This window comes from Micromonospora sp. CA-244673, from assembly GCF_050948395.1.
In the GTDB taxonomy this organism is placed as follows: domain Bacteria; phylum Actinomycetota; class Actinomycetes; order Mycobacteriales; family Micromonosporaceae; genus Micromonospora.
Genome location: NZ_CP192019.1, coordinates 763,902 through 788,591 on the forward strand (window position 1 = coordinate 763,902; position 24,690 = coordinate 788,591).

Annotated in this window: 21 protein-coding genes; 9 read left to right on the forward strand and 12 right to left on the reverse strand. The window is 74.5% G+C overall.

The genetic code is table 11. The annotated features are described in order from the left end of the window. Nucleotides 1–45 precede the first annotated feature (45 nt). From cydC to deoC, 9 genes are all read right to left on the reverse strand, one after another. A complete protein-coding gene (gene cydC / locus ACQP12_RS03865) occupies nucleotides 46–1,785 on the reverse strand; it encodes a thiol reductant ABC exporter subunit CydC (protein ID WP_433285058.1) in 1,740 nt (579 codons plus the stop codon). Beyond that, the gene (gene cydD / locus ACQP12_RS03870; RefSeq protein WP_433285060.1) at nucleotides 1,782–3,458 is read right to left on the reverse strand and encodes a thiol reductant ABC exporter subunit CydD; all 1,677 of its coding nucleotides are present in this window, start codon (nucleotides 3,456–3,458) and stop codon (nucleotides 1,782–1,784) included. The genes cydC and cydD overlap by 4 nt, the downstream gene beginning before the upstream one ends. Beyond that, nucleotides 3,455–4,462 (reverse strand): cytochrome d ubiquinol oxidase subunit II, encoded by a 1,008-nt coding sequence (locus ACQP12_RS03875; protein WP_357940857.1) that lies wholly within the window; start codon nucleotides 4,460–4,462, stop codon nucleotides 3,455–3,457. Before ACQP12_RS03875 ends, cydD begins: the two co-directional genes overlap by 4 nt. Before the next feature lie 12 nt (nucleotides 4,463–4,474). Next, nucleotides 4,475–5,722, reverse strand: coding sequence for a cytochrome ubiquinol oxidase subunit I (locus ACQP12_RS03880; RefSeq protein ID WP_357940859.1), 1,248 nt, complete (start codon nucleotides 5,720–5,722; stop codon nucleotides 4,475–4,477). Between the two features lie 104 nt (nucleotides 5,723–5,826). After that, nucleotides 5,827–6,732 carry a M56 family metallopeptidase gene (locus ACQP12_RS03885; RefSeq protein ID WP_433285063.1) on the reverse strand — a complete coding sequence of 302 codons (906 nt, stop codon included), beginning with the start codon at nucleotides 6,730–6,732 and terminating at the stop codon, nucleotides 5,827–5,829. Between the two features lie 10 nt (nucleotides 6,733–6,742). After that, nucleotides 6,743–7,171 carry a BlaI/MecI/CopY family transcriptional regulator gene (locus ACQP12_RS03890; protein ID WP_357940863.1) on the reverse strand — a complete coding sequence of 143 codons (429 nt, stop codon included), beginning with the start codon at nucleotides 7,169–7,171 and terminating at the stop codon, nucleotides 6,743–6,745. Nucleotides 7,172–7,204: 33 nt separating this feature from the next. After that, nucleotides 7,205–8,029 (reverse strand): aldehyde dehydrogenase family protein, encoded by an 825-nt coding sequence (locus ACQP12_RS03895; protein WP_433285065.1) that lies wholly within the window; start codon nucleotides 8,027–8,029, stop codon nucleotides 7,205–7,207. After that, a complete protein-coding gene (locus ACQP12_RS03900; protein ID WP_357940867.1) occupies nucleotides 8,022–9,452 on the reverse strand; it encodes an aldehyde dehydrogenase family protein in 1,431 nt (476 codons plus the stop codon). Before ACQP12_RS03900 ends, ACQP12_RS03895 begins: the two co-directional genes overlap by 8 nt. A 5-nt stretch (nucleotides 9,453–9,457) precedes the next feature. After that, nucleotides 9,458–10,417, reverse strand: coding sequence for a deoxyribose-phosphate aldolase (gene deoC / locus ACQP12_RS03905; RefSeq protein WP_433285067.1), 960 nt, complete (start codon nucleotides 10,415–10,417; stop codon nucleotides 9,458–9,460). A gap of 136 nt (nucleotides 10,418–10,553) precedes the next feature. On the opposite strand from deoC, the gene upp reads away from it, so the two are divergent. The 4 genes from upp (at nucleotide 10,554) to ACQP12_RS03925 (ending at nucleotide 13,734) form a co-directional block, all read left to right on the forward strand. Further along, the gene (upp, locus tag ACQP12_RS03910; protein ID WP_357940871.1) at nucleotides 10,554–11,186 is read left to right on the forward strand and encodes a uracil phosphoribosyltransferase; all 633 of its coding nucleotides are present in this window, start codon (nucleotides 10,554–10,556) and stop codon (nucleotides 11,184–11,186) included. Between the two features lie 152 nt (nucleotides 11,187–11,338). After that, nucleotides 11,339–11,878 carry an RNA polymerase sigma factor gene (locus tag ACQP12_RS03915; protein WP_357940873.1) on the forward strand — a complete coding sequence of 180 codons (540 nt, stop codon included), beginning with the start codon at nucleotides 11,339–11,341 and terminating at the stop codon, nucleotides 11,876–11,878. A 10-nt stretch (nucleotides 11,879–11,888) separates the two neighbouring features. Continuing rightward, nucleotides 11,889–12,938: a CU044_5270 family protein gene (locus tag ACQP12_RS03920; RefSeq protein ID WP_433285070.1), complete on the forward strand. Its 1,050-nt coding sequence runs from the start codon at nucleotides 11,889–11,891 to the stop codon at nucleotides 12,936–12,938. 118 nt (nucleotides 12,939–13,056) lie between these two features. Further along, the gene (locus tag ACQP12_RS03925) at nucleotides 13,057–13,734 is read left to right on the forward strand and encodes a GOLPH3/VPS74 family protein (RefSeq protein WP_357940877.1); all 678 of its coding nucleotides are present in this window, start codon (nucleotides 13,057–13,059) and stop codon (nucleotides 13,732–13,734) included. A 97-nt stretch (nucleotides 13,735–13,831) separates the two neighbouring features. Here ACQP12_RS03925 and ACQP12_RS03930 read toward each other — a convergent pair whose 3' ends face one another. Continuing rightward, on the reverse strand, nucleotides 13,832–15,496 hold the full coding sequence (locus tag ACQP12_RS03930; protein WP_433285072.1) for a phospho-sugar mutase: 1,665 nt from the start codon (nucleotides 15,494–15,496) through the stop codon (nucleotides 13,832–13,834). A gap of 49 nt (nucleotides 15,497–15,545) precedes the next feature. After that, nucleotides 15,546–17,582 carry a protein kinase domain-containing protein gene (locus ACQP12_RS03935; RefSeq protein WP_433285074.1) on the reverse strand — a complete coding sequence of 679 codons (2,037 nt, stop codon included), beginning with the start codon at nucleotides 17,580–17,582 and terminating at the stop codon, nucleotides 15,546–15,548. Between the two features lie 204 nt (nucleotides 17,583–17,786). Between ACQP12_RS03935 and ACQP12_RS03940 the strand changes: the two genes are divergently transcribed. Further along, complete coding sequence (locus ACQP12_RS03940; RefSeq protein WP_433285076.1) at nucleotides 17,787–19,370, forward strand: acyl-CoA mutase large subunit family protein; 1,584 nt, start codon at nucleotides 17,787–17,789, stop codon at nucleotides 19,368–19,370. 638 nt (nucleotides 19,371–20,008) lie between these two features. Then, on the forward strand, nucleotides 20,009–21,268 hold the full coding sequence (locus tag ACQP12_RS03945) for an amidohydrolase (RefSeq protein ID WP_091260439.1): 1,260 nt from the start codon (nucleotides 20,009–20,011) through the stop codon (nucleotides 21,266–21,268). Here the strand turns inward: ACQP12_RS03945 and ACQP12_RS03950 are convergent. Continuing rightward, a complete protein-coding gene (locus tag ACQP12_RS03950; RefSeq protein WP_433285079.1) occupies nucleotides 21,225–22,184 on the reverse strand; it encodes a DUF4349 domain-containing protein in 960 nt (319 codons plus the stop codon). The genes ACQP12_RS03945 and ACQP12_RS03950 overlap by 44 nt on opposite strands. Before the next feature lie 122 nt (nucleotides 22,185–22,306). On the opposite strand from ACQP12_RS03950, the gene ACQP12_RS03955 reads away from it, so the two are divergent. From ACQP12_RS03955 to ACQP12_RS03965, 3 genes are read left to right on the forward strand one after another with little or no spacing between them, the layout of a single operon-like run. Further along, nucleotides 22,307–22,936: an MBL fold metallo-hydrolase gene (locus ACQP12_RS03955; RefSeq protein WP_433285081.1), complete on the forward strand. Its 630-nt coding sequence runs from the start codon at nucleotides 22,307–22,309 to the stop codon at nucleotides 22,934–22,936. A 6-nt stretch (nucleotides 22,937–22,942) separates the two neighbouring features. Next, the gene (locus tag ACQP12_RS03960; RefSeq protein ID WP_433285082.1) at nucleotides 22,943–23,884 is read left to right on the forward strand and encodes a hypothetical protein; all 942 of its coding nucleotides are present in this window, start codon (nucleotides 22,943–22,945) and stop codon (nucleotides 23,882–23,884) included. A gap of 43 nt (nucleotides 23,885–23,927) precedes the next feature. Next, nucleotides 23,928–24,665 carry an SCO6745 family protein gene (locus ACQP12_RS03965; RefSeq protein ID WP_357940891.1) on the forward strand — a complete coding sequence of 246 codons (738 nt, stop codon included), beginning with the start codon at nucleotides 23,928–23,930 and terminating at the stop codon, nucleotides 24,663–24,665. Nucleotides 24,666–24,690: the final 25 nt, after the last annotated feature.

Below are 24,690 nucleotides of genomic sequence, written 5' to 3' on the forward strand. Positions count from 1 at the left end.
ACCCGTGCCCGGCCGGCCGCGTCGGGGAAAACCCCGGAAAGCCGCTCAGGGGGCCAGGGCCAGGTAGCCGCGCTCGGCCGTCTCCTGGAGCAGCCACTGCTCCCGGTACCAGCCCGGCCGGGCCACCAGCTCCTCGTGCCGGCCGCGCTGCACCACCCGGCCGGCGTCGAGCACCACGATCTCGTCCAGCCCCGCCAGGCCGCTGAGCCGGTGGCTGATCAGCAGCACGGAGTGCCCGGCCGGGGTGGCGGCCAGCGCCGAGGCGAGCACGGCGTCCGCGGCCACCGGGTCGAGCCCTTCGGTCGGCTCGTCGAGCACCAGCACCGGTGGGGCGGCCAGCAGTGCGCGGGCCAGCGCGAGCCGCTGCCGCTGCCCGCCGGAGAGCTGCCCGCCCTGCTCGCCGACAACGGTCTCCCAGCCCTCCGGCTGGGCGCGTACCCAATCCAGCAGGCCGGCGGCCCGGGTGGCGGCGGTCAGCTCCGCCTCGTCGGCGCGGGGCCGCCCGAGCAGCAGGTTCTCGCGGACCGTGGCGTGGAAGACGTACGCCTCGGCGAGCAGGCCGCCGACCACCCGCGGCAGTTCCTCGGCCGGCTGGTCGGCCACGTCCACGCCGCCCACGGTGACCCGGCCGGCGTCGGGGCGTACCGCGCCGGTGAGCGCGGCGGCCAGGGTGCTCTTGCCGGCGCCGCTCGGCCCGACCACGGCCACCCGCCGGCCGGCGGGCAGGTCCAGGTCGACCCCGGCCAGGGCGGGCGCCGCCCCCTCCCGGTAGCGGACGGTCACGCCCGCGAACCGGACGTCGTGCCCGCCGGCCGCCGGTCCGGCAGGTGCGGTGGGCGCCGGCTCCCCGGCCTCGGTGAGCAGGTCGGCCACCCGGGCCAGGCCGGCGCGGAGCTGGGTGCGCTGCCGGGCCGCCCCGACCAGCGCGAGGGCCACCTCGACGGCGGCCAGCGTGCCCACGGCCAGGACGCCGACGAGCACCCCGCCGACGCCCGCGCGCAGCGCCACGACCACCGCGGCGGCGGCGGTGAGCCCGCCGACCAGCACCCCGGCCGCGTCCACCGCGAAGCCGGTCGCGGCGAGCCGGCGTTCCAGCCGGGCCAGGCGACCGGCCCGGGTCTCGGCCGCGGCCAGCGCCGTGCCGGTCGCGCCGAAGGCGGCCAGGTCGGCGGCGCCGTGCGTCAGGTCGACCGCGTCCACCGCGAGCGCGCCGCGCAGCGGGGCCACCTCGTCGGCGGCCCGCCGGGTCAGCCCGGCGGCCAGCGCGGGCAGCGTCACCCCGGCCACCAGCAGCCCGACGGCGAGCACGCCGGCGGCCGGCAGCGAGATCAGCGCGGCGCTCCCGACGGCCAGCACGCTCACCAGCGCGGCCGCCGCGCCCGGCACCAGCACCCGCAGCAGCAGGTCCTGCACCGCCTCGACGTCGGAGACCAGCCGGCTCAGCGCGTCGCCGGTGCGCTGGGCGGCGTCGCGCCGGGCGACCAGGGTGGCGAAGACCCGGGCCCGGACGTCGGTGATCATGCGCAGCACGGCGTCGTGCCCGGCCAGCCGCTCGGTGTAGCGGAACACGCCCCGGCTGACCGCGAGCGCGCGCACCGCGACGATCGCCACGGTCAGCCGGTCCAGCGGCGGCCGGCCGGCGGCGCTCATCAGCAGCCAGGTGGCGGTGGCCATCAGGGCCAGCCCGGCGAACTCGGTGGCCGCGGCGAGCAGCCCGGCGCCCAGCAGGCGGCCCAGGTAGGGCCGGGCCAGCCGCAGCACCGCCCGCTCGGGTCCGTCGGTCACGGCGTCACCTTCCCGGCCGGTACGCGGCTCAGCTCGGTGACGCGGCCGTCCTCGACGCGGAGGATCCGGTCGGCGTCCTCCAGCAGCGCCGGCCGGTGCGCGACCAGCAGCGCGGTACGCCCGGCGACGAGCCGCCGGGTGGCCGCGAGGACGACCGCCTCGCTGGCGCTGTCCAGCCGGGCGGTCGGTTCGTCGAGGAGCACGAGCGGGGCGTCCCGGAGGAACGCCCGGGCCAGCGCGACCCGCTGTCGCTGCCCGCTGGACAGGCCGTGCCCGCGCTCGCCGAGCGTGGTGCCGAGCCCGTCGGGCAGGGCGGCGACCACCTCGTCCAGCGCGGCGTCGGTGACCGCGCCGGCCAGCGCGGCGCCGGGGGTGTCGGGGGCGCCCAGGCGGATGTTGTCGGCCAGCGAGCCGGCGAAGAGGTGGGCCCGCTGCGGCACCCAGGCCAGCTGCCGCCGCCAGGCGTCGAGGTCGACCTCGGCGAGGTCCACCCCGTCGACGGTGACCCGGCCGGCGGTCGGCGTGACGAAGCCGAGCAGCAGGTTGAGCAGCGTGGTCTTGCCCGCCCCGCTGGGCCCGATGACGGCGATCCGCTCGCCGGGACGGATGGTGAGCGTGACGTCCCGCAGCGCCGTGGTCCGCTCGTACGCGACGGTCACGCCCTCGAAGCGGATCTCGCCGCGGCCGTCCGGGGCCGGGCGGGCGGCTCCCGGTGCGGCCGCCTCGGGCGTCGCGGAGAGGGTTAGCGCCTCGTCCAGGGCGGTCAGCCCTTCCATGCTGGCGTGGAACCGGCTGCCCGCCGCGCGCAGCGGCAGGTACGCCTCCGGGGTGAGCAGCAGCACCAGCAGCGCGGTGGAGAGCGTGATCCCGCCGCCGAGCAGCCGGATGCCGACCGGCACGGCGACCAGCGCCACCGAGAGGGTGGCGACCAGTTCGAGGACCAGCGCGGACAGGAAGGCGATCCGCAGGGTCTTCATGGTGGCCTGGCGGTGCCCGTCGGCCATCCGGCGTACGACGTCGACCTGCGCCCGGGCCCGGCCGAACGCGCGCAGCGTGGGCAGCCCGGCCACCATGTCGAGGAAGTGCCCGCCGAGCAGCGACAGGCGCCGCCACTGCCGCTCGGTGGCGGCCTGCGCCTGCCAGCCGAGCAGCGCACCGAAGACCGGGATGAGCGGGATGGTCAGCGCGATGATCAGCGCCGAGCTCCAGTCGGCGAGCACGATCCGGGCCAGCACGGCCAGCGGCACGGTCACGCTCAGCACGAGTTGCGGCAGGTAGCCGGTGAAGTAGGGGTCGAGCGCGTCCAGGCCACGCCCGGCCAGGGTGGCGAGCTGCCCGGCACGCCGGCCGGCAACCCAGGTGGGGCCGTGCCGGCCGACCGCGCGCAGCAGGTCGGCCCGGAGCGCCGCCTTGACCGTCGCCGCCGCCCGGGCCGCCACGGTGCCCTGCGCCCAGCTGACCAGTGCCCGGGCCGCGACCGCCGCCACGAAGCCGGCCAGCGCCGGACGGTGCAGCCGCCCGTCGATCGCGGTGGCCAGCAGGGTGGCCAGCGCGGTGGCCTGCGCGACCACCAGCAGCGCGGTCAGCCCGCCGAGCACCGCGAGCACGGCGAGGTCGCGCCGGGCCGCGGGGACCCGGCGCAGCAGCCGCGGGTCGAACGGGCGGCGGTTCACCAGTACACCGGTGCCCTGCCGTCGGTCCGTCCCCGGAACACCCACCAGCACATTGCCTGAAAGCCTAGTAGGGCCGGCACGAGCGGCAGCACCAGCCAGCCCAGCAGCGCCAACGTCGGCCGGCTCGCGGCGGCGTCGGCCACGGTCAGCGAGGTTGCCGGGTCGACGGTGGAGACCAGCACCCGGGGCCAGAGCGCCGCGCCGACCAGCGGCGCCGGCAGTGCCAGCGCCGCGCTGGTCGCCGCGAAGGCCAGCCCGGCCCGGCCCCGGCGCAGCGCCGCGCGGGCCACCAGCAGAGCCGCCACCAGCGCCAACGGCAGGAGTACGGCGACCGCCGGGCGGGCCACCGCGGCGCGTACCCGATCGGAGAGCAGGCCCAGGACGGTGGCGGTGGCGACCGCGGTGAGCGCCGCCGGCACCAGGCCACGGGCCAGCCGGGCGACCGACGGCAGGTCGGCGGCCGGCAGCCGCAGCGTGAGGAAGGTCGCACCCTGCACGGCGACCAGCGCGAGCAGCGCCAGCGCGGCGGCGGCCACGAACGGGGTGAACAGGTGGCCGACCCCGGCGGGGTGCCCGTGGTCGGCCGGCGGCACGCCCTGGAGCAGCCCGCCGAGCAGCGCGCCCCAGCCGAGCGCGGCGAGCACGCTGCCGGCGACCACCACCCGGTCCCAGAAGGCGCGGGCCGCCCCGGAGCGCGGCCGGCTGCGGAGCTGCACGCCGGCGGTCACCAGCACCACCCCGGCGAGCGCGCCGAGCACGGCCGGGTAGAGACCGGAGAGCAGCTCGCCCTCCAGGGTGGGGAAGGCGCCGAACAGGATGCCGACGGCGGCCACCAGCCAAACCTCGTTGCCGAGGAAGAACGGCCCCACCGCGTTCAGCGCGGCCCGGCGCGCCTGGGGTGTGGCGCCCCGGGCCAGCAGCAGCCCGACGCCGTAGTCGTAGCCGCCGAGCACGAGGTAGGTGGCGAAGAAGAGGCCGAGCAGGGCGTACCAGGCGAGTTCCACGGCGGGGCTCCCTCAGGCGAACACGGGGTGGGGGTGGTGGTCGGTGTCCGGCGCGGGCGGCCGGCCGAGCGCGGGGTCGTGCGCGCCCCGGGCGGCGTGCCGGACCAGCAGCACCCAGTTGGTGACGGCGAGGGTGCCGAGCAGCAGGGTGAAGCCGATCAGCGAGGTGAGCATGAGCCCGGGGCTCACCGGTGAGACGGCCTGCCCGGTGGGCAGCAGCCCGTACGCGACCCAGGGCTGGCGCCCCACCTCGCGGGCGATCCAGCCGAGGATCACCGCGACGAAGGGCAGCGGCACGGCGAGCAGCACGAGCCAGAGCGGGAACTTGAGCCGGATGATCCAGTCCCGCCAGAGCAGCGGCAGCAGCAACCAGGCGCAGCCCAGCGTGAGGCCGATGAGGATCATGAAGCCCAGGCCGACGTTGGACAGCGCCGGCGGGGTGTAGTCGCCGGGCCCGAACCTCGCCGTCCACTCGGCGACCATCGCGTCGCGGTCGGCCCCGCCGCCGAACTTGGTCGGCTGGAGTTCCCCGACCGGGCCGAACTGCGCGAAACCGAACCCCTGGAGCGTGGTCACCGCGAGCGCCGCGGTGATGAGACCGATCCGCAGCGACTTCCGGAACAGCAGGAAGTCCGGGGTACGCCGGAGCAGGTGCCAGGCGCTGACCGCGGCCATCAGCATCCCGCCGGTGACCAGACCGGCCGAGACCACGTGGCCGAAGGCGAAGCCGAGGGTGGGGTTGGTGAGCAGCGCGCCGAAGTCGGTGAGGTGGGCGACGCCGTCGCGCACCTCGTAGCCGACCGGGTGCTGGAGCCACGCGTTGGCCACCATGATCCAGAACGCCGAGGCGTACGCCGTGAGCGCGACCCCCCAGAGCAGCGCCAGGTGGACGCCGCGCCGCAGCCGGTGCCAGCCGAAGATCCACATGCCGAGGAACGTGGACTCCAGGAAGAAGGCGACCAGCGTCTCGATGGCCAGCGGCGCCCCGAACACGTTGCCGACGTAGCGCGAGAGGCCGCTCCAGTTCAGCCCGAACTGGAACTCCATGACGATCCCGGTGGCGATCCCGAGCACGTAGTTGATCACGTAGAGCTGGCCCCAGAAGCGGGTGAGCCGCTCGTAGACCGGCTTGCCGGTGACGAAGCCGGCCGTCTGCAGGCCGACCAGCAGGGTGACCAGGCCGAGGGTGACCACCACGAAGAGGAAGTGGATCGAGGTGGTCGTGGCGAACTGCAGGCGGGCGAGGAGCAGGGGATCCATGGCCGTCCGTCCTCCCACTAGTTGACTCGCTTGTCATAGCGAGCCTACACGTAGCGTGCCTACCTATGCGGCCCGGTGCGGGCCGGGCGACGGCTTCCCGTCGGTCAGCTCAGGAAAAGGGAGATCGGCAGGGCGACCAGCAGGGTCGCGACGGACAACGCGGTGGCGCCGAGCACCCGCGGCGGCCGGTCGGCGACCATGAGCCGCTGCACGCGCACGTCGAGGTCGCGGTCGCCCAGGCCCAGCGTGCCGGCCGGGGTGACCCGGTGCCCGGCGGCGGCGAACCGGCGCAGGGCCCCCGCCAGCGGCGCTCCGGCGTGCAGCTCCCGGGCCTTGTCGTCGGCGCGCATCTCGACCAGCAGCGCAACCCGCTCGTGGGCGTCCCGCACCCAGCGGAACCAGGGCAGCGCCCGGCAGAGCGCGGTGAACGGCAGCAGCACCAGATCGTGCCGCTCCTGGGCGTGCGCCCGCTCGTGGGTGAGCACCGCCGCCAGCTCGCTGCGGTCGAGCAGGCTGAGCGTGCCGGCGCTGACCACCACCCGCGGCTTCACCCCGGGCAGGCAGTACGCCGCCGCGCTCGGGTGGTCGAGCACCAGCGCGCCGGGCACGGTGGGATCGCGCCGGGCCACAAGGCTGAGCAGCTCCCGGTGCCGGCGCTGGGCGCGTACGGTGCCGTGGATGCTGCGCACGGTCGTGGTGAGCAACACCGCGCCGATGCCGAAACCGACCCCGACCAGGCCCAGGTGCAGCGCGCCCAGCCCGGCCGGCAGCGTGCCGTGGGCCAGATCGTCGACGAGCGTCAGCAGCGCGCTCCCGGTCGGCAGCTCGTACGCGCTCAGGCCCAGCGCCATGGGCAGCCCCATGGCGGAGAGGCCGAGCGCCAGCCCGACCGCCTGCCAGCAGACGATCGCCACCCGCGGGGCCTGCCAGGTCCACCGCGCGGCGGCCAGGACCTGCGCCGTCAGCCAGCAGGCCAGGATGGTCGCGGCGAAGTGCAGGGCGTACGCCACGGCGGCCGCCCTACCGGTCCGTCGCCTCGTCGAGCGCCGGGCCGCCGGCCCGCGGGTCGTCGACCCGGTCGGTCAGCCCGGCCTCGGCGCTGAGCGCCGCGCGCAGCACGTCCGCCTCGGTGCCGGTCACCGAGCGGGCGAAGCGCACCAGCGCGGCGTCCCGGCTGCCGCCGAGGTCGAGGGCGTCGAGCATGAGCTGGGCGATGTGCGCCTCGCGGGTGGCGGCGGGCCGGTAACGCCAGGCCCGCCCCTCCCGCTCGCGCTGCACCATGCCCTTGCCGGCGAGCCGGTCGAGCACGGTCATCACCGTCGTGTACGCCAGCTCACGCCCGTCGAGGGCGTCGGCGACCTCGCGTACGGTCACGCCGTCCGACGTGGCGGGGACCGAGTCCCACAGCACGTCCATCACCGCACGTTCCAGATCACCGAGCCGAGTCACCCCGTAATCCTACCTCGCGTAGTAGAGGGGAACTCACACGCCCTTGGGATGCCAGACGGTCTTGGTCTCCAGGAGCGTGGTCATCCGGGCGATGCCCGGGTCGGCGTACCAGTCGTTGTCGGCCGCGGCCGGCCGGAGCACCCGCTTGAGGTTCTCCGCGGCCTTGACCTCCAGCTCGGCGGCCAGGTCGGCGTCGGCGACCCCGGTCAGGTCGATGGCGTTGACGTCCATGTGCGAGGCCAGCGTCGGCACGGTCTCCGACAGCCGGCCGGTGAGGATGTTCACCACCCCGCCCGGCAGGTCGGAGGTCGCCAGCACCTCGGCCAGGGTCACGGCCGCCAGCGGCGCCGCCGGGGAGGCGGCCACCACCACGGTGTTGCCGGTGACGATCGCCGGGGCGATCACGCTCACCAGGCCGAGCAGCGCCGGGGACTCGGGGGCCACCACGGCCACCACGCCGGTCGGCTCGGGCGCGGACAGGTTGAAGTACGGCCCGGCCACCGGGTTCGCCCCGCCGTAGACCTGGGGAAGCTTGTCGGACCAGCCGGCGTACCAGACCCAGCGGTCGATGGCCGCGTCGACCTCACCGGCGGACGCGCCGAGGGCGACGAACTGGTCCCGCCGGCCCTCCAGCATCTCGGCGACCCGGTAGAGGATCTGACCGCGGTTGTACGCGGTCGCCCCGGCCCAGCCCTTCACGGCGGCCCGGGCGGCCAGGACCGCGTCCCGCGCGTCCTTGCGGGAGGCCAGCGACACGTTGGAGTCCTGCACGAGATACGACCGTCCCGACTCGCTGCGCGGGAACTTCCCGCCGATGAAGAGCTTGTACGTCTTGCGTACCGCGACCCGCTCAGACATTGAGGTACGCCTCCAGCCCGTGCCGGCCGCCCTCGCGACCGTAGCCCGACTCCTTGTAGCCGCCGAACGGCGAGGTGGGGTCGAACTTGTTGAACGTGTTGGCCCAGACCACGCCGGCGCGCAGCCGGTCGGCCATCCACAGGATCCGCGAGCCCTTGTCGGTCCAGATCCCGGCCGACAGCCCGTACGGCGTGTTGTTGGCCTTCTCCACGGCCTCGGCCGGGGTGCGGAAGGTCAGCACGGACAGCACCGGGCCGAAGATCTCCTCGCGGGCGATCCGGTGCGCCTGGGTGACGCCGGTGAAGATGGTCGGCGCGAACCAGAAGCCGCGGTCCGGCAGCTCGCACGGCGGCGACCAGCGCTCGGCGCCCTCGGCGGCGCCGGCCTCCGACAGCTCCCGGATGCGGGCCAGCTGCGCGGCCGAGTTGATCGCGCCGATGTCGGTGTTCTTGTCCAGCGGGTCGCCGACGCGGAGCTGGGCCATCCGCCGCTTCAGCGACTCCAGCACCCGGTCGGCGACCGACTCCTGGACCAGCAGCCGGGAGCCGGCGCAGCAGACGTGCCCCTGGTTGAAGAAGATGCCGTTGACGATGCCCTCGACGGCCTGGTCGACCGGGGCGTCGTCGAAGACGATGTTCGCGGCCTTGCCGCCCAGCTCCAGGGTGAGCTTCTTGCGGGTGCCGGCGACCGCCCGGGCGATGGCCTTGCCGACCTCGGTGGAGCCGGTGAAGGCGACCTTGTCCACGCCGGGGTGCTCGACCAGGGCGCGGCCGGTCTCGCCGGCGCCGGTGACGATGTTGACCACGCCGGCCGGCAGGTCGGCCTGCTGGCAGATCTCGGCGAAGAGCAGCGCGGTCAGCGGGGTCGTCTCGGCCGGCTTGAGCACCACCGTGTTGCCGGCCGCGAGCGCCGGAGCGATCTTCCAGGCCAGCATGAGCAGCGGGAAGTTCCACGGGATGACCTGGGCGGCGACGCCGAGCGGCCGGGGGTTCGCACCGAAGCCGGCGTGCTCCAGCTTGTCGGCCCAGCCCGCGTAGTAGAAGAAGTGGGCGGCGACCAGGGGCACGTCGACGTCGCGGGACTCCTTGATCGGCTTGCCGTTGTCCAGCGACTCCAGCACGGCCAGCTCGCGGGAGCGCTCCTGGATGATCCGGGCGATCCGGAACAGGTACTTCGCCCGGTCCCGGCCCGGCATCGGACCCCAGACCCTCTCGTACGCCTCGCGGGCCGCGCGGACCGCGCGGTCCACGTCCTGGCTGCCGGCCTCGGCGATCTCGGCCAGCACCTCCTCGGAGGCCGGGTTGATCGACTTGAAGCTGCCGCCGTCGGTCGGGTCGACGAACTTGCCGTCGACGAAGAGCCCGTACGAGGGCTTGATGTCCACCACCGAGCGCGACTCGGGGGCGGGTGCGTATTCGAACATCGCGCTCAGTCCAGGGTGAAGTAGTCGGGGCCGGCGTAGACGCCGGTCGTCAGCTTGGTGCGCTGCATGAGCAGGTCGTTCAGGAGGCTGGACGCGCCGAACCGGAACCAGTCCGGGTGCAGCCAGTCCGGGCCGACGGTCTCGTTGACCATGACCAGGTACTTGATCGCGTCCTTGGTGGTCTTGATGCCGCCGGCCGGCTTCACGCCGACCTGCCGCCCCGTGGCGGCGCGGAAGTCACGGACGGCCTCCAGCATCACCAGGGTCACCGGCGGGGTGGCCGCGACCGGGACCTTGCCGGTGGAGGTCTTGATGAAGTCACCGCCCGCCAGCATGGCCAGCCAGGAGGCGCGGCGCACGTTGTCGTAGGTGGCCAGCTCGCCGGTCTCCAGGATCACCTTGAGGTGCGCGTCCCCGCAGGCCTCCTTGGTGGCCACGATCTCGTCGTAGACCTCCTTGTAGCGGCCGGACAGGAAGGCGCCCCGGTTGATCACCATGTCGATCTCGTCCGCGCCGGCCGCGACGGCCGCCCGGGTGTCGGCGAGCTTGACCTCCAGGGGCGCCTGGCCGGACGGGAAGGCGGTCGCCACGCTGGCCAGGTGCACGCCGCTACCGGCCAGCACCTCCGCCACGTACGGGACCATCGCGGGGTAGACGCAGACGGCGCCGACGTGCGGGCAGGACGGGTCGGCCGGGTCGGGGCGCAGCGCCTTGGCGGCGAGCGCCCGCACCTTGCCGGGGGTGTCGGCCCCTTCGAGGGTGGTCAGGTCGACCATCCGGATCGCCAGGTCGATGGCCTGGGCCTTCGCGGTGGTCTTGATGGAGCGGGTGCCGAGCTGTGCCGCCCGCTGCTCCGCGCCGACCTGGTCCACGCCGGGCAGGCCGTGCAGGAAGGTCCGCAGAGCGGTCTCGGATCGTCCCAGCTCGGAGAGGTCCGACCGGGCCGACGTCGCTGTCGCCGTCATGCCCCGAATACTACGCACCCGCGGGCCGAGTGATCTTGGTCACGGCGGGCCGGTGGCGGCGCTCGCACGTGAGCGGCGTCGCTGGTCCGCCCGCACCCGCGATGCGCTCGCCTCCCGACCGGTAGGTTGAGCGATCGTGGACGTACACGTCATTGACCACCCGCTCGCCCAGGCGCGGCTGACCGCCATGCGGGACGCCCGGACCGACTCCGCGTCGTTCCGGGCCGCGCTGCACGAACTCACCACCATGCTGGTGTACGAGGCCGCGCGCTCGTTCCCCGTCGAGAAGTACTCGATCCAGACCCCGGTCACCGCCACCGAGGGCACCCGGCTGGCGAACCCGCCGTTGCTGGTGCCGGTGCTGCGGGCCGGTCTCGGCATGGCCGACGCCGCGCTCGGCCTCCTGCCCGAGTCGTCGATGGGCTTCGTCGGCCTGGCCCGCGACGAGAAGACGTACGAGCCGCGCGCGTACATGGAGTCGCTGCCCCGGGACCTCGCCGGCTTGCCGGTGCTGGTGCTCGACCCGATGCTGGCCACCGGCGGCTCGCTGGAGCACTGCTGCCGGCTGCTCGCCGACCGCGGCTGCACCGACATCACCGTGCTCTGCGTGCTGGCCGCGCCGGTCGGCATCGAGCGACTGGAGCGGTCCGGGCTGCCGTTGCGCCTGGTCACCGCCTCGATCGACGAGGGCCTCAACGACCGGATGTTCATCGTCCCGGGCCTCGGCGACGCCGGGGACCGCCAGTTCGGCGGCATGCCCCGCTTCTGATTCCTTCCTGACGGGCGCACCGCCCCGGCCCGAACCGGGGCGGTGCCCGTACGACGTTCTCCGGCGCGCCGCCGCCCACCGGTAACGATCCGCCCCGCCGCTGACACATACCTGGTGTCCCTGTCAGGAACTCCGGTCGGGAGAGCGATCAGATGACACCCGTGGGTGAGCGGGCTGAGGCCTGGTTCACCAGCCTCTACGCCCGGCACTACCCGGCCATCGTCAGGTACGGGCTGCGGCGACTTCCGGACGCCGACGCGGCCGCCGAACTCGCCCAGGACGTGTTCGTCGTCGCGTGGCGGCGGCGGAGCGAGGTCCCCGAAAACCCCCTCCCGTGGCTCTACTCCGTGGCGCGCCACACGGTGGCGAACCGGTGGCGGCACGGGCGCGCAGCTCCCACCCTGCTCCCGCTCGCCGCGGCGGACCACGTACCGGCAGGGCTCGTCGAGCCCGACGCCGTGGCGCCGGTGCTCGACCTGCGCCGTGCGCTGGCCGAGTTGCCCGAGGCGGACCAGGAGATCCTCCGGCTGATCGGTTGGGAGGACCTCAGCGTCGCGGACGCGGCCATCGCCCTCGGCTGTACCCGGTCCGCCGCCGCGGTCCGGCTGTTCCGAGCCCGGCGTCGACTGCGTTCCGCCCTGGCCTCCCGCCCACCGCTGCGTGACCCCCGGTCGGCGTCCGCCCATGTCTGAGAGGAGCACCATGCACACGCAGCAGGTCCGAAACCTCCTGGGCCCGGCCGACCCGGCGCGTGACGTCGTCGTGCCGCCGGCGCCGGTTTCCGCCCACGACCTGATCGTCCGGGCGGCGACCAGCACACTTCCTCCTGCGGCGTCGGCCCGCCCGCTCACCAGCCGTCGTCTCGTCCTGGCCGGCGCCGTCGTCGCGGCGGGCGCAGTTGCCTCTGCCGGCCTGGTGCCGGTCCTCAGGCGTGGCACGGCGCCCACCGGATCGAGGCCGCCGAAGCCGGTGGACGGGGTGGTGCTCCAACCGGTGGCTTACGAGATCGCCACCGACGCCGAACCGGCCGGGCCGCACCTGCGGGCGCTCGCCCGACGGGTCGCGGACGCCCCCTCCGACCGGGAGGGCGGCCGGTACGCCTACCACCGCGTCAAGTCCTGGGGCGGCGTGATCCAGGAGTCGCCGGAGGGATACCTGGCCAGTTTCGTGGAGGAAAGCCGAAGCTGGGCGACGCCCGACGGTCGCCGGTGGTCGGACACGACGGTGTTGGACATGGAGTTTCCGGACACGGCGTCCCGGGACTACTGGACGAAGCAGCTGTCCGGGCCCGCCATCGGTGGGTCGACCCCGCCGCCCGGAGGGCCCGTCGAGGAACCGCGGGATCCGAACGGGGCCCGGGGGTTGCCCACCGAGCGGGCGTCGCTCGCCGACCTGCTGCGGACCGACCAGCCGGCGGGCGACGTAGCCAAGGCCGTGTACGACCTGTACGTCCGGCACCTGGTCCCACGGCGGGGCCGCATCGATGTCCTGACCATCCTGGCCGCCAAGCCCGGTTTCGCATGGCGCGGGCGGGTCGTCGATCGGGCGGGGCGCTGGGGCCTGGCCGTCACCGCCGACCTCACCCCACCGGCGGACCGGCCGCAGAATCCGCAGCGGGCGCAGATGTTGCTGATCTTCAATCCCACCACCGGCGAGCTGCTCGCCCACGAGTACCTTGAGCTGGCTCCCCGACACCGCGTGCTGCACTACGGGCTGCTGCTCCAGGCCAGCCGCACCGACACGCTCGGCTGACCGGCACTGAGGATGCGGACCGGCGTGGACGGGCGTGAATCCCGCCCACGCCGGCGGCGGCACGCCATCGACGGGGAGTTCGTGCGCGGGGTGCGCGTACCCGCTAGCGTCTGCGGCCATGACTGGTGTTGCGCTCGCGGAAGAGCTGCTGCTCCTCGCCTATGACGACGAAACCGGCAAGGCCACCATGCCGCGGATCAGCCTGGACCTCGGCATGGCCGCCGCGGTGCTGGTGGAGCTGGCCCTGGCCGGCCGGATCGCGTACGCCGACGGGAACCTGGCGGTGCTCGACCCCGCGCCGACCGGGGAGCCGATCGCCGACGAGGTCCTCGCCCGGATCGCCGCCGACACCCCGCACACCCCGTCCTCGTGGGTGCAGCGGCTGCGGCACGGCCTGCGCGACCGGATCCTCGGCGACCTCTGCGGCCGGGGCGTGGTCCGGGACATCGACGAGACCGAGCTGGGCTTCATCCACGTGCACCGCTACCCGGTCGCGGACGCCTCGGTGGAGGCCGACATCCGGCAGCGGCTGGCCGAGGCGCTGACCGTCGGGCAGCTCCCCGACGAGCGGACCGCCGCGCTCGCCACCCTGGTGGCGGTGCTGCGGATGGAGCCGGCGTTGGGCCTGACCGGCGCGGCGGCCGACGACGCCGGCACGCGCCTGGCGGAGATCGCCACGGGCGCCGGCTTCTCCGGCACGGTGAGCCTCGACGACAGCGTCGTCCGCCCCAGCGTCAGCCTGGTGATCGCCGCCCTGGCCCAGGCGGTCGACGCCGCCCTGGGCAAGCGCCCCTGACCCTGACCGCCACTATCGCCCGTTGATCATGAAGTTAGCGGCGCTGGCAACCGCTTTCTCCACCGCTAACTTCATGATCACCGCTGAGTAGGCGCGCTCAGAGGCCGAGGGCGGCCGCGATCTCGGTGCGGAGGTCGGCCACCGCCAGCCGGGCGCGGTGGCGGGCCGCGGGAACGTCGCCGTCCGTCACCGGCTCCACCACCTCCAGGTACGCCTTGAGCTTCGGCTCGGTGCCGGAGGGGCGGATCACCACCCGGGCCGCGTCGGTGCGCAGGATCACCACGTCCGCCTCCGGGAGCAGGTCGGACGCCTCGGTGACCGGGTGCCCGAGCAGCGATGCCGGGGTGGCCGCCCGGATGCGGGTCATCATCTCGGCGATCAGCCGCAGGTCCTCCACCCGGGCGGAGAGCTGGTCGGTGTGGTGCACGCCGAACTCGGCGGCCAGCTCGTCAAGCCGGTCGGTCAGCGTCCGGCCCTCGGCCTTGAGGCCGGCGGCCAGCTCGGCGACGGTCAGCGCGGCCGTGATGCCGTCCTTGTCCCGGACGTGTTCCGGCGCGACGCAGTAGCCGAGCGCCTCCTCGTAGCCGAAGACCAGCGGCTCCCGGCCGCCCCCGGCCCGGACGATCCACTTGAACCCGGTCAGCGTCTCGTCGTAGGGCAGGCCCCGCGCCGCGGCCATGGCCCGGAGCAGGGTGGAGGAGACGATCGTCGTGGCGTACAGGCCGGTCACGCCGCGCCGCATCAGGTGGTCGGCGAGCAGCGCGCCCACCTCGTCGCCGCGCAGCATCCGCCAGCTCCCGTCTGCCGGCACGGCCGCCGCGCACCGGTCCGCGTCCGGGTCGTTGGCGATGGCGATGTCCGCGCCGGTGCTGCCGGCCAGCGCGACCAGCTTGTCCACCGCGCCCGGCTCCTCCGGGTTGGGGAAGTTGACCGTCGGGAAGGCCGGGTCGGGCTCGGCCTGCTCGGGCACCACGCCGGGCGTCGCGAAACCGGCGCGCGCGAACGCGGCGGTCAGCACCGCGGCGCCCACCCCGTGCAGCGGCGTGTACGCCACCTTGAGGTCCCGCGGACCGGCCGGGTCGACCACCGCGGCGGCCCGCTCGACGTACGCGGTGACCAGGTCGTCGCCCAGCACCTGGCCGGCCGGGCCGAGCGGCACCCCGGCCAGCGGGCCGACCGCCCGGATGGCCGCCTCGATGCCGGCGTCGGCCGGCGGCACGATCTGCGCGCCCGCGCCCAGCTCCCCGCCGAGCTGCGCGCCCAGGTAGACCTTGTAGCCGTTGTCCTGGGGCGGGTTGTGGCTGGCCGTGACCATCACGCCGGCCACCGCGCCGAGGTGCCGCACCGCGAAGGCCAGCACCGGGGTGGGCAGCGGGCGGGGCAGCAGCAGCGCCGGGCGGCCCGCGCCGGTGGCCACCTGGGCGGTGCGCTCGGCGAAGGCCCGGGAGCCGTGCCGGGCGTCGTACCCGATCACCAGCGGGCCCTCGCCGCCCTGGGCGGCGAGCCAGCCGATCAGCCCGGCGGCGGCCTGGGTGACCACCGCGAGGTTCATCCCGTTCGGGCCGGCGCGCAGCGGGCCGCGCAGCCCGGCGGTGCCGAAGGTCAGCGGGCCGGCGAACCGGTCGGCCAGCTCGGGTGCGCTGCCGGGCAGCCCGGCGAGGACGGCACGCAGCTCGTCCTGGTCGGCCGGGTCGGGGTCGTCGTCGAGCCAGCGCTCGGCCCGGGCGCGAAGGTCGTCAAGGTCAGTGGTGTCCGCCGCCATTGCCTCATGAAAGCATGGCGGCGGATCACCATCGGCCGTCGGCCTCGACTCAGTTGGCTCCGGTGAGCTGGAACGACCGCGCCATCGCCTCGAAGATCGGCTTGCTCGCCGCGAAGTCGGCCTCGTTCGCGGTCAGGTAGAACGAGTAGACCTTGCCGTCCTGCACCACGCCGCGCCACATGCCGTGTCGCTTCGCGTCGCCGTCACCGCAGGTGTATTCGAACCCGGCGGCGGGCTTGCCGGCCAGCGTCGACTCGCTCATCTCCAGCTGCTCGTAGGGCTTGGCGCACGACTTGCTCTTGTCCCGCAGGTTGCGGGAGGCGAACTCGGCCCAGCTGACCGAGGTGCCGTTCCACTCCTCGGCGAGGACGCGTACCTTGCGGCCCGCGGTCTCCGGGTCGACGAAGTCGACGAAGACGCCACCGGTCTTGCGGTCCCAGCCCTTCGGCACCTGCACGTTGACGCCCTTGACCGACTGCGCCTGCATGTCCACGGGCGGAGCCTCGACCGTCGCCGAGGGCAGCGCGCCCACGATCGGCGGCGGTGCGTCGTCGCCGCCGCTGGTCAGCGCGATCACGCCGACCAGGAGCAGCACGGCCACGCCCGCGGCGGCGGCGAGCTGGACCTTGCGCGGCCAGGCCTTCACCCGGCCGACGAGCTGGCTGCCGACACCCTTGGCGCGGCCGAGCGCGCCGCCGTCGGCCGGCGCGGCGCCCGGGGTCGTCGTCCACGGCTGGCCGGTGCCGGGCACCGACCACTGGTTGCCGCCGTAGACCGGCTGGGTGGCGTCGGCGCCCCGGCCGTAGACCGGCTGGGTGGCGTCCGGGTGGCCGGGCACGCGCTGGGTGGCGTCCGGCCCGGCGGTGTGGCCGAGCCGCTGGGTGGCGTCGGGCGAGATGCGCTGCGTGGCCTCCGGGGCCGCGCCGGCCGAGGACATCGCGCCGGTCGGGGTGTGCAGCGGGCCGGCCAGGGCGTCGGCGCTGGTCTCGTCGAGCGCGGCGCCACCGGCAGCCGCGGAGTCCGGCCGCTCGCCGTGGCGCAGGGCGGCGAGCCGGTCGGTCAGCGACTCGCCGGGGCCGATCATCGCCCGGCCGCCGATCTGGCCGCCCGGCTTCGGCTCGGGCGTGATGATCGCCGGCGGGGTCGACGGCCGCTGCACCGGCACCACGGCGTACGGGTCGGTGACCGAGTTGACCGCCGTGGCGGTGCTGGTCAGCGGGCCGGCGAGCAGCTCGCGCAGCATGCCTCGGGCGGTGTGCACGTCCAGCCGGCGGGCCGGGTCCTTCTCCAGCAGGCCCATCAGCACGCGGGTCAGCGGGCCGCTGCGCTGCGGGGTGGCCGGCGGGTCCTCGACCACGGCGTGCATGGTCTCGATCGGGTCGCCCTTGTCGAACGGGGGACGCCCCTCGACGGCGGTGTAGAGCGTCACGCCGAGCGAGAAGAGGTCGCTGGGCGGGCCGAACTCCTGGCCCATGGCCCGCTCGGGGGAGATGAAGTGCGGCGAGCCGAGCACCATGCCGGGCGTCGTGAGCTGCACGTCGGTGGGCATCCGGGCCACGCCGAAGTCGGTCAGCACACACCGGCCGTCGGTGCAGATCAGCACGTTGGCCGGCTTGACGTCGCGGTGCAGCACGCCGATCGCGTGCGCCACCTCCAGCGCGCCGAGCAGGGCGATGCCGATCTTGGCGACCGCGCGGGGCGCCACCGGCCCGTCCTCGATCACCATGTCGGCGAGGCTGCGGGCGTCCAGCAGCTCCATCACGATCCAGGGCCGGCCACCCTCGGTGACCACGTCGTAGACCTGGACCACGGCGGGGTGCTGGATCGCGGCGGCCGCGCGGGCCTCGCGGAGGGTCCGTTCGTACAGTGCGTCGCGGTCGCTGGGGGCGAGCCCCGGCGGGAGGACGACCTCCTTCACCGCTACGTCGCGGCGCAGCAGGGTGTCTGTCGCGCGCCAGACCGTGCCCATGCCGCCGTTGCCCACCGGGGAGCGCAGCGAGTAGCGGCCACCGATGGTGGTGCCGGATGCTGCGCGTCCAGTGGGGGGACTGGCGGGTCCGCCGCTCCACGTCGGGATCTGAGTCACAGAAAAGCCACCGGGGGATATCGAGGGGGCTGGGACACAACCCCACTATCTTGCTGGTTCCGACGCCCGATGCGAAACCCGACGCGGCGGACGTTTACCTACTCGACGGTATGTGGCCAGCTACTCACCTCCGGTCGATGCGCGCCGTCGCGGTGTGCGGTATCCCTCACCCAACGAACGGCGACCGCGTCCTACCATCCGGTAATGAGCGAAGCGCGGTCAAGCGAGTCGGGTTTCCCGATCAAGGGCGTCTACACGGCGGCCGACCTTCCGGAGGACCTGGACTCCCGGCTGGGCGGCCCGGGTGAATATCCGTACACCCGCGGGGTCTACCCGACGATGTACACCTCCCGGCCGTGGACCATGCGGCAGTACGCCGGCTTCGGCACCGCCACCGAGAGCAACGCCCGCTACCACCAGCTGCTGCGCGCCGGCACCATGGGCCTCTCCGTCGCCTTCGACCTGCCCACCCAGATGGGGTACGACTCGGACGACCCGATCGCGCACGGCGAGGTCGGCAAGGTGGGTGTGGCCATCGACTCCATCGAGGACATGCGGACGCTCTTCGACGGCATCCCGCTGGACAAGGTCTCCACCTCGATGACCATCAACGCGCCCGGCTCGGTGCTGCTCCTGCTCTACCAGCTCGTGGCGGAGGAGTCCGGGGTGCCGGGCTCGGCGCTCAACGGCACCATCCAGAACGACATCCTCAAGGAGTACATCGCCCGGGGGACGTACATCTTCCCGCCGAAGCCGTCGCTGCGGCTGGTCGCCGACACCTTCGCCTACTGCCGGGCCGAGGTGCCGAAGTGGAACACCATCTCCATCTCCGGCTACCACATGGCCGAGGCCGGCGCGTCGCCCGCGCAGGAGATCGCGTTCACCCTGGCCAACGGCGTGGAGTACGTCCGGGCGGCGCTCGCCGCCGGCCTGGCCGTGGACGACTTCGCGCCCCGGCTGTCGTTCTTCTTCGTGGCGCGCACCACGCTACTGGAGGAGGTCGCCAAGTTCCGGGCGGCCCGGCGCATCTGGGCCCGGCTCATGCGCGACGAGTTCGGGGCGAAGAACCCGAAGTCCATGATGCTGCGGTTCCACACCCAGACCGCCGGCGTGCAGCTCACCGCCCAGCAGCCGGAGGTGAACCTGGTGCGGGTGGCGGTCCAGGGCCTCGGCGCGGTGCTCGGCGGCACCCAGTCGCTGCACACCAACAGCTTCGACGAGGCGATCGCCCTGCCCACCGAGAAGGCGGCCCGGCTGGCGCTGCGCACCCAGCAGGTGCTGGCGTACGAGACGGACCTGACGGCCACCGTGGACCCGTTCGCCGGGTCGTACGTGGTGGAGGCGATGACCGCCGAGCTGGAGACGGCCGCCGACGAGCTGATGCAGCGGGTCTTCGACCACGGTTCGGCGGTGGACGCCATCGAGGCGGGCTTCCAGAAGCGGGAGATCGAGCAGTCCGCGTACCGGATCGCCCAGGAGATCGACTCGGGCGAGCGGGTGGTGGTCGGGCTCAACCGCTTCCGGATCGACGAGGAGGAGCCGTACGAGCCGCTGCGGGTCGACCCGACGATCGAGGTCGGCCAGGCGGAGCGGCTGGCCAAGCTGCGCGCCCAGCGGGACTCCGGTGCGGTCGAGCGCGCGCTGGCCGAGCTGCGGGCGGCGGCCGAGGGTGACGCCAACGTGCTCTACCCGATGCGGGAGGCGCTGCGCGCCCGGGCCACCGTCGGTGAGGTGTGCGGAACGCTGCGCGACGTGTGGGGGATCCACCGGCCGAGCGACCGGTTCTAAGTCGACGAGGGCGGCCCGCCCGGCACCCCGTGCGGTGTCCGGTGCGGGCCGCCGTCGCGTTCCCGACCGCTCTGACCTGGGCGTACGCCGTGCTACGGCGTACAGTCGATGGTCTCCCCGCACGCGGCGGGGGCGGTGACGGCTCGGTGCGGATCCTCCCCGGGCGACGCCGCCCGGGCGCCGCTCCCGGAGCCGTCGGGCAGCGTGGCCGGAGCCGGCGCGCGTGTGCGGATCGGGATTGCGGGTAACCCGGTCGGGTGAACCGGACGGACAGCCTGTGCGGTCGCACGCGGGGCCGCCATGTCACCGTGAGGAGTCGTCCGACAGCCGACCGTTGTCGCGCAATTGTCCGAGCGGCAGTTAATTGTCGCGACTAATGCGACAATTCGGAACGACGGCCCGGGTTTTGGTGACCGTTGAATCGGTTACGCGTTGTAGGAGGTGTGGGGCAGATGACGGCGTTCGACCGCGATCTACCTGCTGTCCCGCAGATATTCGGGCCCTCTCACCAGGGCATTCGTGACGCTGCGCGGTCCGACCGCTACGCGAAAGATGTTGCGCAGCGTCACCGCCGGAGGTCTAGGCTGTCTGCTGTTCTCCCCGATGATCCATCCATCTCTAGTGATCGAGAATTCGACGTGACGAGTGCGTTGACGCTGCCGTCCGGCAGCCAGCTGGCGTCGTCCTGGCCGGAGGCGCCGACCGGGTCCCAGCCCCTGCCCCTGGAACTCGACCATCTGCTTGCGCTGCGCGTACCGGGCCTCATCGCCACCCGCCGTCACATCCACTCCCACCCGGAGCTGTCGGGCGAGGAGTTCGAGACGGCCGCCCTGGTGCACCGGGAGCTCTCCCTCGCCGGGCTGAAGCCGCGCCTGCTGCCGAAGGGCAACGGCGTCATCTGCGACATCGACGGGCGCCCGGACGGCCCGGTGATCGCGCTCCGCGCCGACATCGACGCGCTGCCGCTCAGCGACCCGAAGGACGTGCCGTACCGGTCCACCGTGGACGGCGTCTGCCACGCCTGCGGGCACGACGTGCACACCACCGTGATGCTCGGCGTGGGCATGCTGCTCGCCCAGCTCGCCGACCTCGGCCAACTCGACGGCCGCGTGCGGCTCATCTTCCAGCCGGCCGAGGAGATCCTGCCCTGCGGCTCGCTGGAGGTCATCGAGGCCGGCGGCCTGGACGACGTGGTGCAGATCTTCGCGGTCCACTGCGACCCGAACCTGCCGGTCGGCAAGGTCGGCCTGCGGGTCGGCCCGATCACCGCCGCCGCCGACAACGTCACCGTCCGGCTGACCGGCCCCGGCGGGCACACCGCCCGCCCCCACCTGACCGTCGACCTGGTCGACGCGCTGGGCCGGCTGGTCACCGAGGTGCCGACCCTGGTCAGCCGCCGGGTGCCGGCCAACAGCGGGCTGCTGCTGGTGTTCGGCCACGCCTCGGCCGGCACCCGCTACAACGTCATCCCCTCCGAGGCCTGCGCCGCCGGCACCCTGCGGGTGATGGACCGCGACACCTGGGACCAGGCCCCGAAGATCGTGGCTCAGGTGGTGCGGGACGTCCTCGCCCCCACCGGCGCCACCGTCGACCTCGAATACCTGCGCGGCCGGCCCCCGGTCACCAACGACGCCCGGGCCATCGGCGTGCTCACCGCCGCCACCGCCGCCGCGCTCGGGCCCGAGGGCATCGCCGAGACCCCGCAGAGCATGGGCGGCGAGGACTTCTCCTGGTACCTGGAGCACGTGCCCGGCGCGCTCGCCCGCCTCGGCGTCGGCCGGAACGGGCCCAACGTGGACCTGCACCGGGCCTCGTTCGACGTGGACGAGCGCGCCATCCCGGTTGGCGTACGCCTCATGGTCCAGACCGCGCTGCGGGCACTGGCGGCGGCCCGCTAGGCACCGGACCCTCCGGCAGCGCCGGGCCTCCCGGCGGCGTACGCCGCCGGCGCCGGCGGGCCAGGGCCAGCACGAGCGCGACCGGGACGCCGATCGCCACCGCGAACGGCAGCACCGCGCCCAGCACGGTGAGCGCCACCCGCAGCGAGCCCAGGAACGCCGACCAGCCGCCCCGCAGCCCGGCCAGGAAGCCGAGGTCCTCCTCGTCCTCGACGGCCGCGGCCTCCGGACCGACGAAGGTCACCGTGATGGTGGAGAGCGCGGTCAGGTCGGCGAGCCGCCGCTTCTTCGCCTCCAGCGAGGCCAGGTCCGCCTCCCGGCGGCCCACCTCGTTCTCCAGCGTGACCAGGTCGGTGATCGAGGTGGCCCGGGCCAGCAGCCGCCGGGCGCTGTCCACCCGGGCCCGCTGGGTGGCGATCCGGGCGTCCAGGTCCACGGTCTCCTCGGTGACGTCCTCGGTGCGGACCTCGCGCCGCTCCTGGTCGCCGAGCTTGACCAGCGCCTCCAGCACGGTCGTGAAGCGCTCCGCCGGCACCCGCAGGGTCAGCTCGGCCCGCGCGTCCGCCGAGTCGCTGTTGCGCTGGTCGCCGCCGACGAAGCCGCCCGCCGCCGTCGCCGCCGTGCTCGCCTCGCGGGCCGCCCGCTCCACGTCGTCCACCCGCACCTGGAGCGTTCCGGTGTAGATGATCGCCCGCTGGTCGACCCGCAGGTCCGCGCCACCCGCGCCGGACTGCGCCTTCTCCGGCGCGGCCTGGTCCCGGTCCGCCGCCCCACCCGCCACCGACTGCGGCTGGGCGGCCGAACCGGCGGTGTCACCCGAGTCGCCGCCCGCGCTGCAGGCCCCGACGCCCAACACCACCAGCAGCCCGGCCGCCGCGAGCGCCCGGCCCCGGCGGCGGCTGTCCCGTATCCTCATGTCCCCGCTCCGATCCTTCGACGGCCCCGCTGCGGGACCGATACGTCGGACGCGACGCGACACCGCGCCGGTTCCGGCAGACTGCGCTGAGGACGTCACGATTCGATAATCGAGGAGTCACGATGCAGCTCACCAAGTACGCCCACTCCTGCCTCCGGCTGGAGCACGACGGGGGAGTGCTGGCCGTGGACCCCGGAGTCTTCAGCGATCCGGCGGCGCTGGACGGGGCGGACGCGGTGCTGATCACCCACGAGCACCCGGACCATGTGGACGTCGAGACGCTGACCCGGGCGCTGGACCGGCGGCCCGCCCGGATCTACGGCCCGGCCTCCCTCACCGGGGTGCTCGGCGACGCCGCCGAGGCGCTGACCGTGGTCACGCCCGGCGAGTCGTTCACCGCGGCCGGGGTGGCGGTCCGCGCGTACGGCGGACAGCACGCGGTCATCCACCCCGACATCCCCGTCGTCCAGAACATCGGCTACCTGTTCAACGACGTCGTCTACCACCCGGGCGACGCGCTCGTCGTCCCCGACGACGTCCAGGTCGACACGCTCTTCGCCCCGATCCACGCGCCCTGGTCGAAGTTCTCCGAGGTGGTCGACTTCATCCGGGCGGTCGCCCCACGGCGGGCGTTCGCCCTGCACGACGCGCTGCTCAACGCCAACGGCTTCGGCGTGCTCGACCGCCAGTACACCGCGCTGTCGAAGACCGAGTACCGGCGCCTGGAACCGGGCACCCGGATCGACGCCTGAGCGCGCATGGCCGGTCCACCCCCCGACCTGGTCCAGCGGCTCTACGCGACGCCGCCGGACCGGTTCGTCGCGGCCCGGGACGCCGCGGTCGCCGAGGCGCGCCGGGCCGGTGACCCGAAGGGCGCCCGGGAGATCGGCAAGCTGCGCCGGCCTACCGTCGCCGCCTGGCTGGTCAACCTGCTCGCGATCCGCCGCCCCGAGCTGGTCGCCGACCTGGCGCAGCTCGCCGAGTCGCTCCGCTCGGCGCAGCGGGACCTGCGCGGCGGCAAGCTCCGCGAGCTCTCCGCGCAGCGCCGGGCCGTCGTGGGCGCGCTCGTCGCCGAGGTACGCAAGCTGGCCGCCGCCGAGCCGGCCGCCCCGCCGGTCGGGAAGCTGCCGCTCGGCGAGGTCGAGGCGACGTTGAACGCCGCGCTCTCCGACACCGAGGTGGCCGAGCAGGTACGCGCCGGCCGGCTGCTGCGATCCACCCACTACGCCGGGTTCGGCGAGGTGCCCCGGCCGCAGTTGCGGCTGGTCACCGGGGGCGGCGAGGAGGAACCCGCCGTACCCGACCGGGCGGCCGAGCGCGCCGAGAGCCGGCGCACGCGCGACCAGCGGGCCGCCGAGCGGGCGGCCCGGGCCGAGCGGGCGAAGCGCCGCCGGGCCGTGGAACGCGAGCTGGCCAAGGCCCGCGACGACCAGGACCAGGCCGAGGCGGAGCTGACCGGGGCCACCGACGCGGAACGGGACGGTGCGGCGACGCTGGACCGGATCGAGACCGAACTGGCCGAGCTGGAGCGCCGCCGGGCCGTCGCCGAGCAGGAGCTGAGCCGGGCCAAGCTGGCCCGTCGCGGCGCGGAACGGTCGCTCACCGCCGCCCGCCGGCGCACCGGTGAGGTGGAGGCCGCCTTGGAGGCGCTGGACGCCGAAGAGGAGGATGCCGCGGAGGGTGGTCACGAGGCAGACTGATCGTGATGGATGACCACGGTGGACGGACGGTGGGGTGCCGCCGATGACCCCGGAGCAGGTCGCCGCCGCCAGCAAGCCGCTGGTGCTGGAGCTCGGGGAGGCGTTCTCCCGCTGCCCGTCGACGCTGCGCCGGGCCCGGCTGCTCGGCATCTCCGGCTGGGCCTTCTACATCACCGGCCGGGCCGGCGCGCTCGGCGACGTACGCGCCGAGACGGTCGCCGCCGCGCTCGGCTTCATCGCACCCGAGGCCGTCGCCGACGGCTGGGACGCCGCCGTGCGCACCGTCCCGCCCCTGGAGGTGGCGGGCGCGAACCTGGCCGAGTGCTGCCGGTGGGGCGCCACCAACCTGGGGGACGCTCCGGAGACGTCCCGCCTCGCCGGGCTGCTGCGGCAGGTGGTCGACGCGGCGGACGGCAGCGGCATGCCGCTCTTCGCCGCCTGGCGGGCCATGCCGGTCGACGACCCCACACCGGGCGCCCGGGCGGCCGTCGCCCTGCTGCTGCTCCGCGAGCACTTCGCCGGGGCGTACCTGCTGGCGGTGCGGGCCGCCGGGATGACACCGCTGGAGGCGGTGCTGGCCGGCCCGGAGGGGGACGCCGGGGCCGCGGCGTGCGGCTGGTCGCCGCCGTACCCGCCGGTGGGGCCGCTGGTGCGGCGGCGGCTGTGGGCCGAGGCGGTGACCGACCGGCTGGTGTCCCCGGCGTTCCGGGCGCTCGGCCCCGGCGAGGGCGCGGAACTGCTCAACCTGCTCACCGCCGCGCGACTGCACGTCCGCGGATAAATGGGGAGCGCGGTCGCCGGGGCGG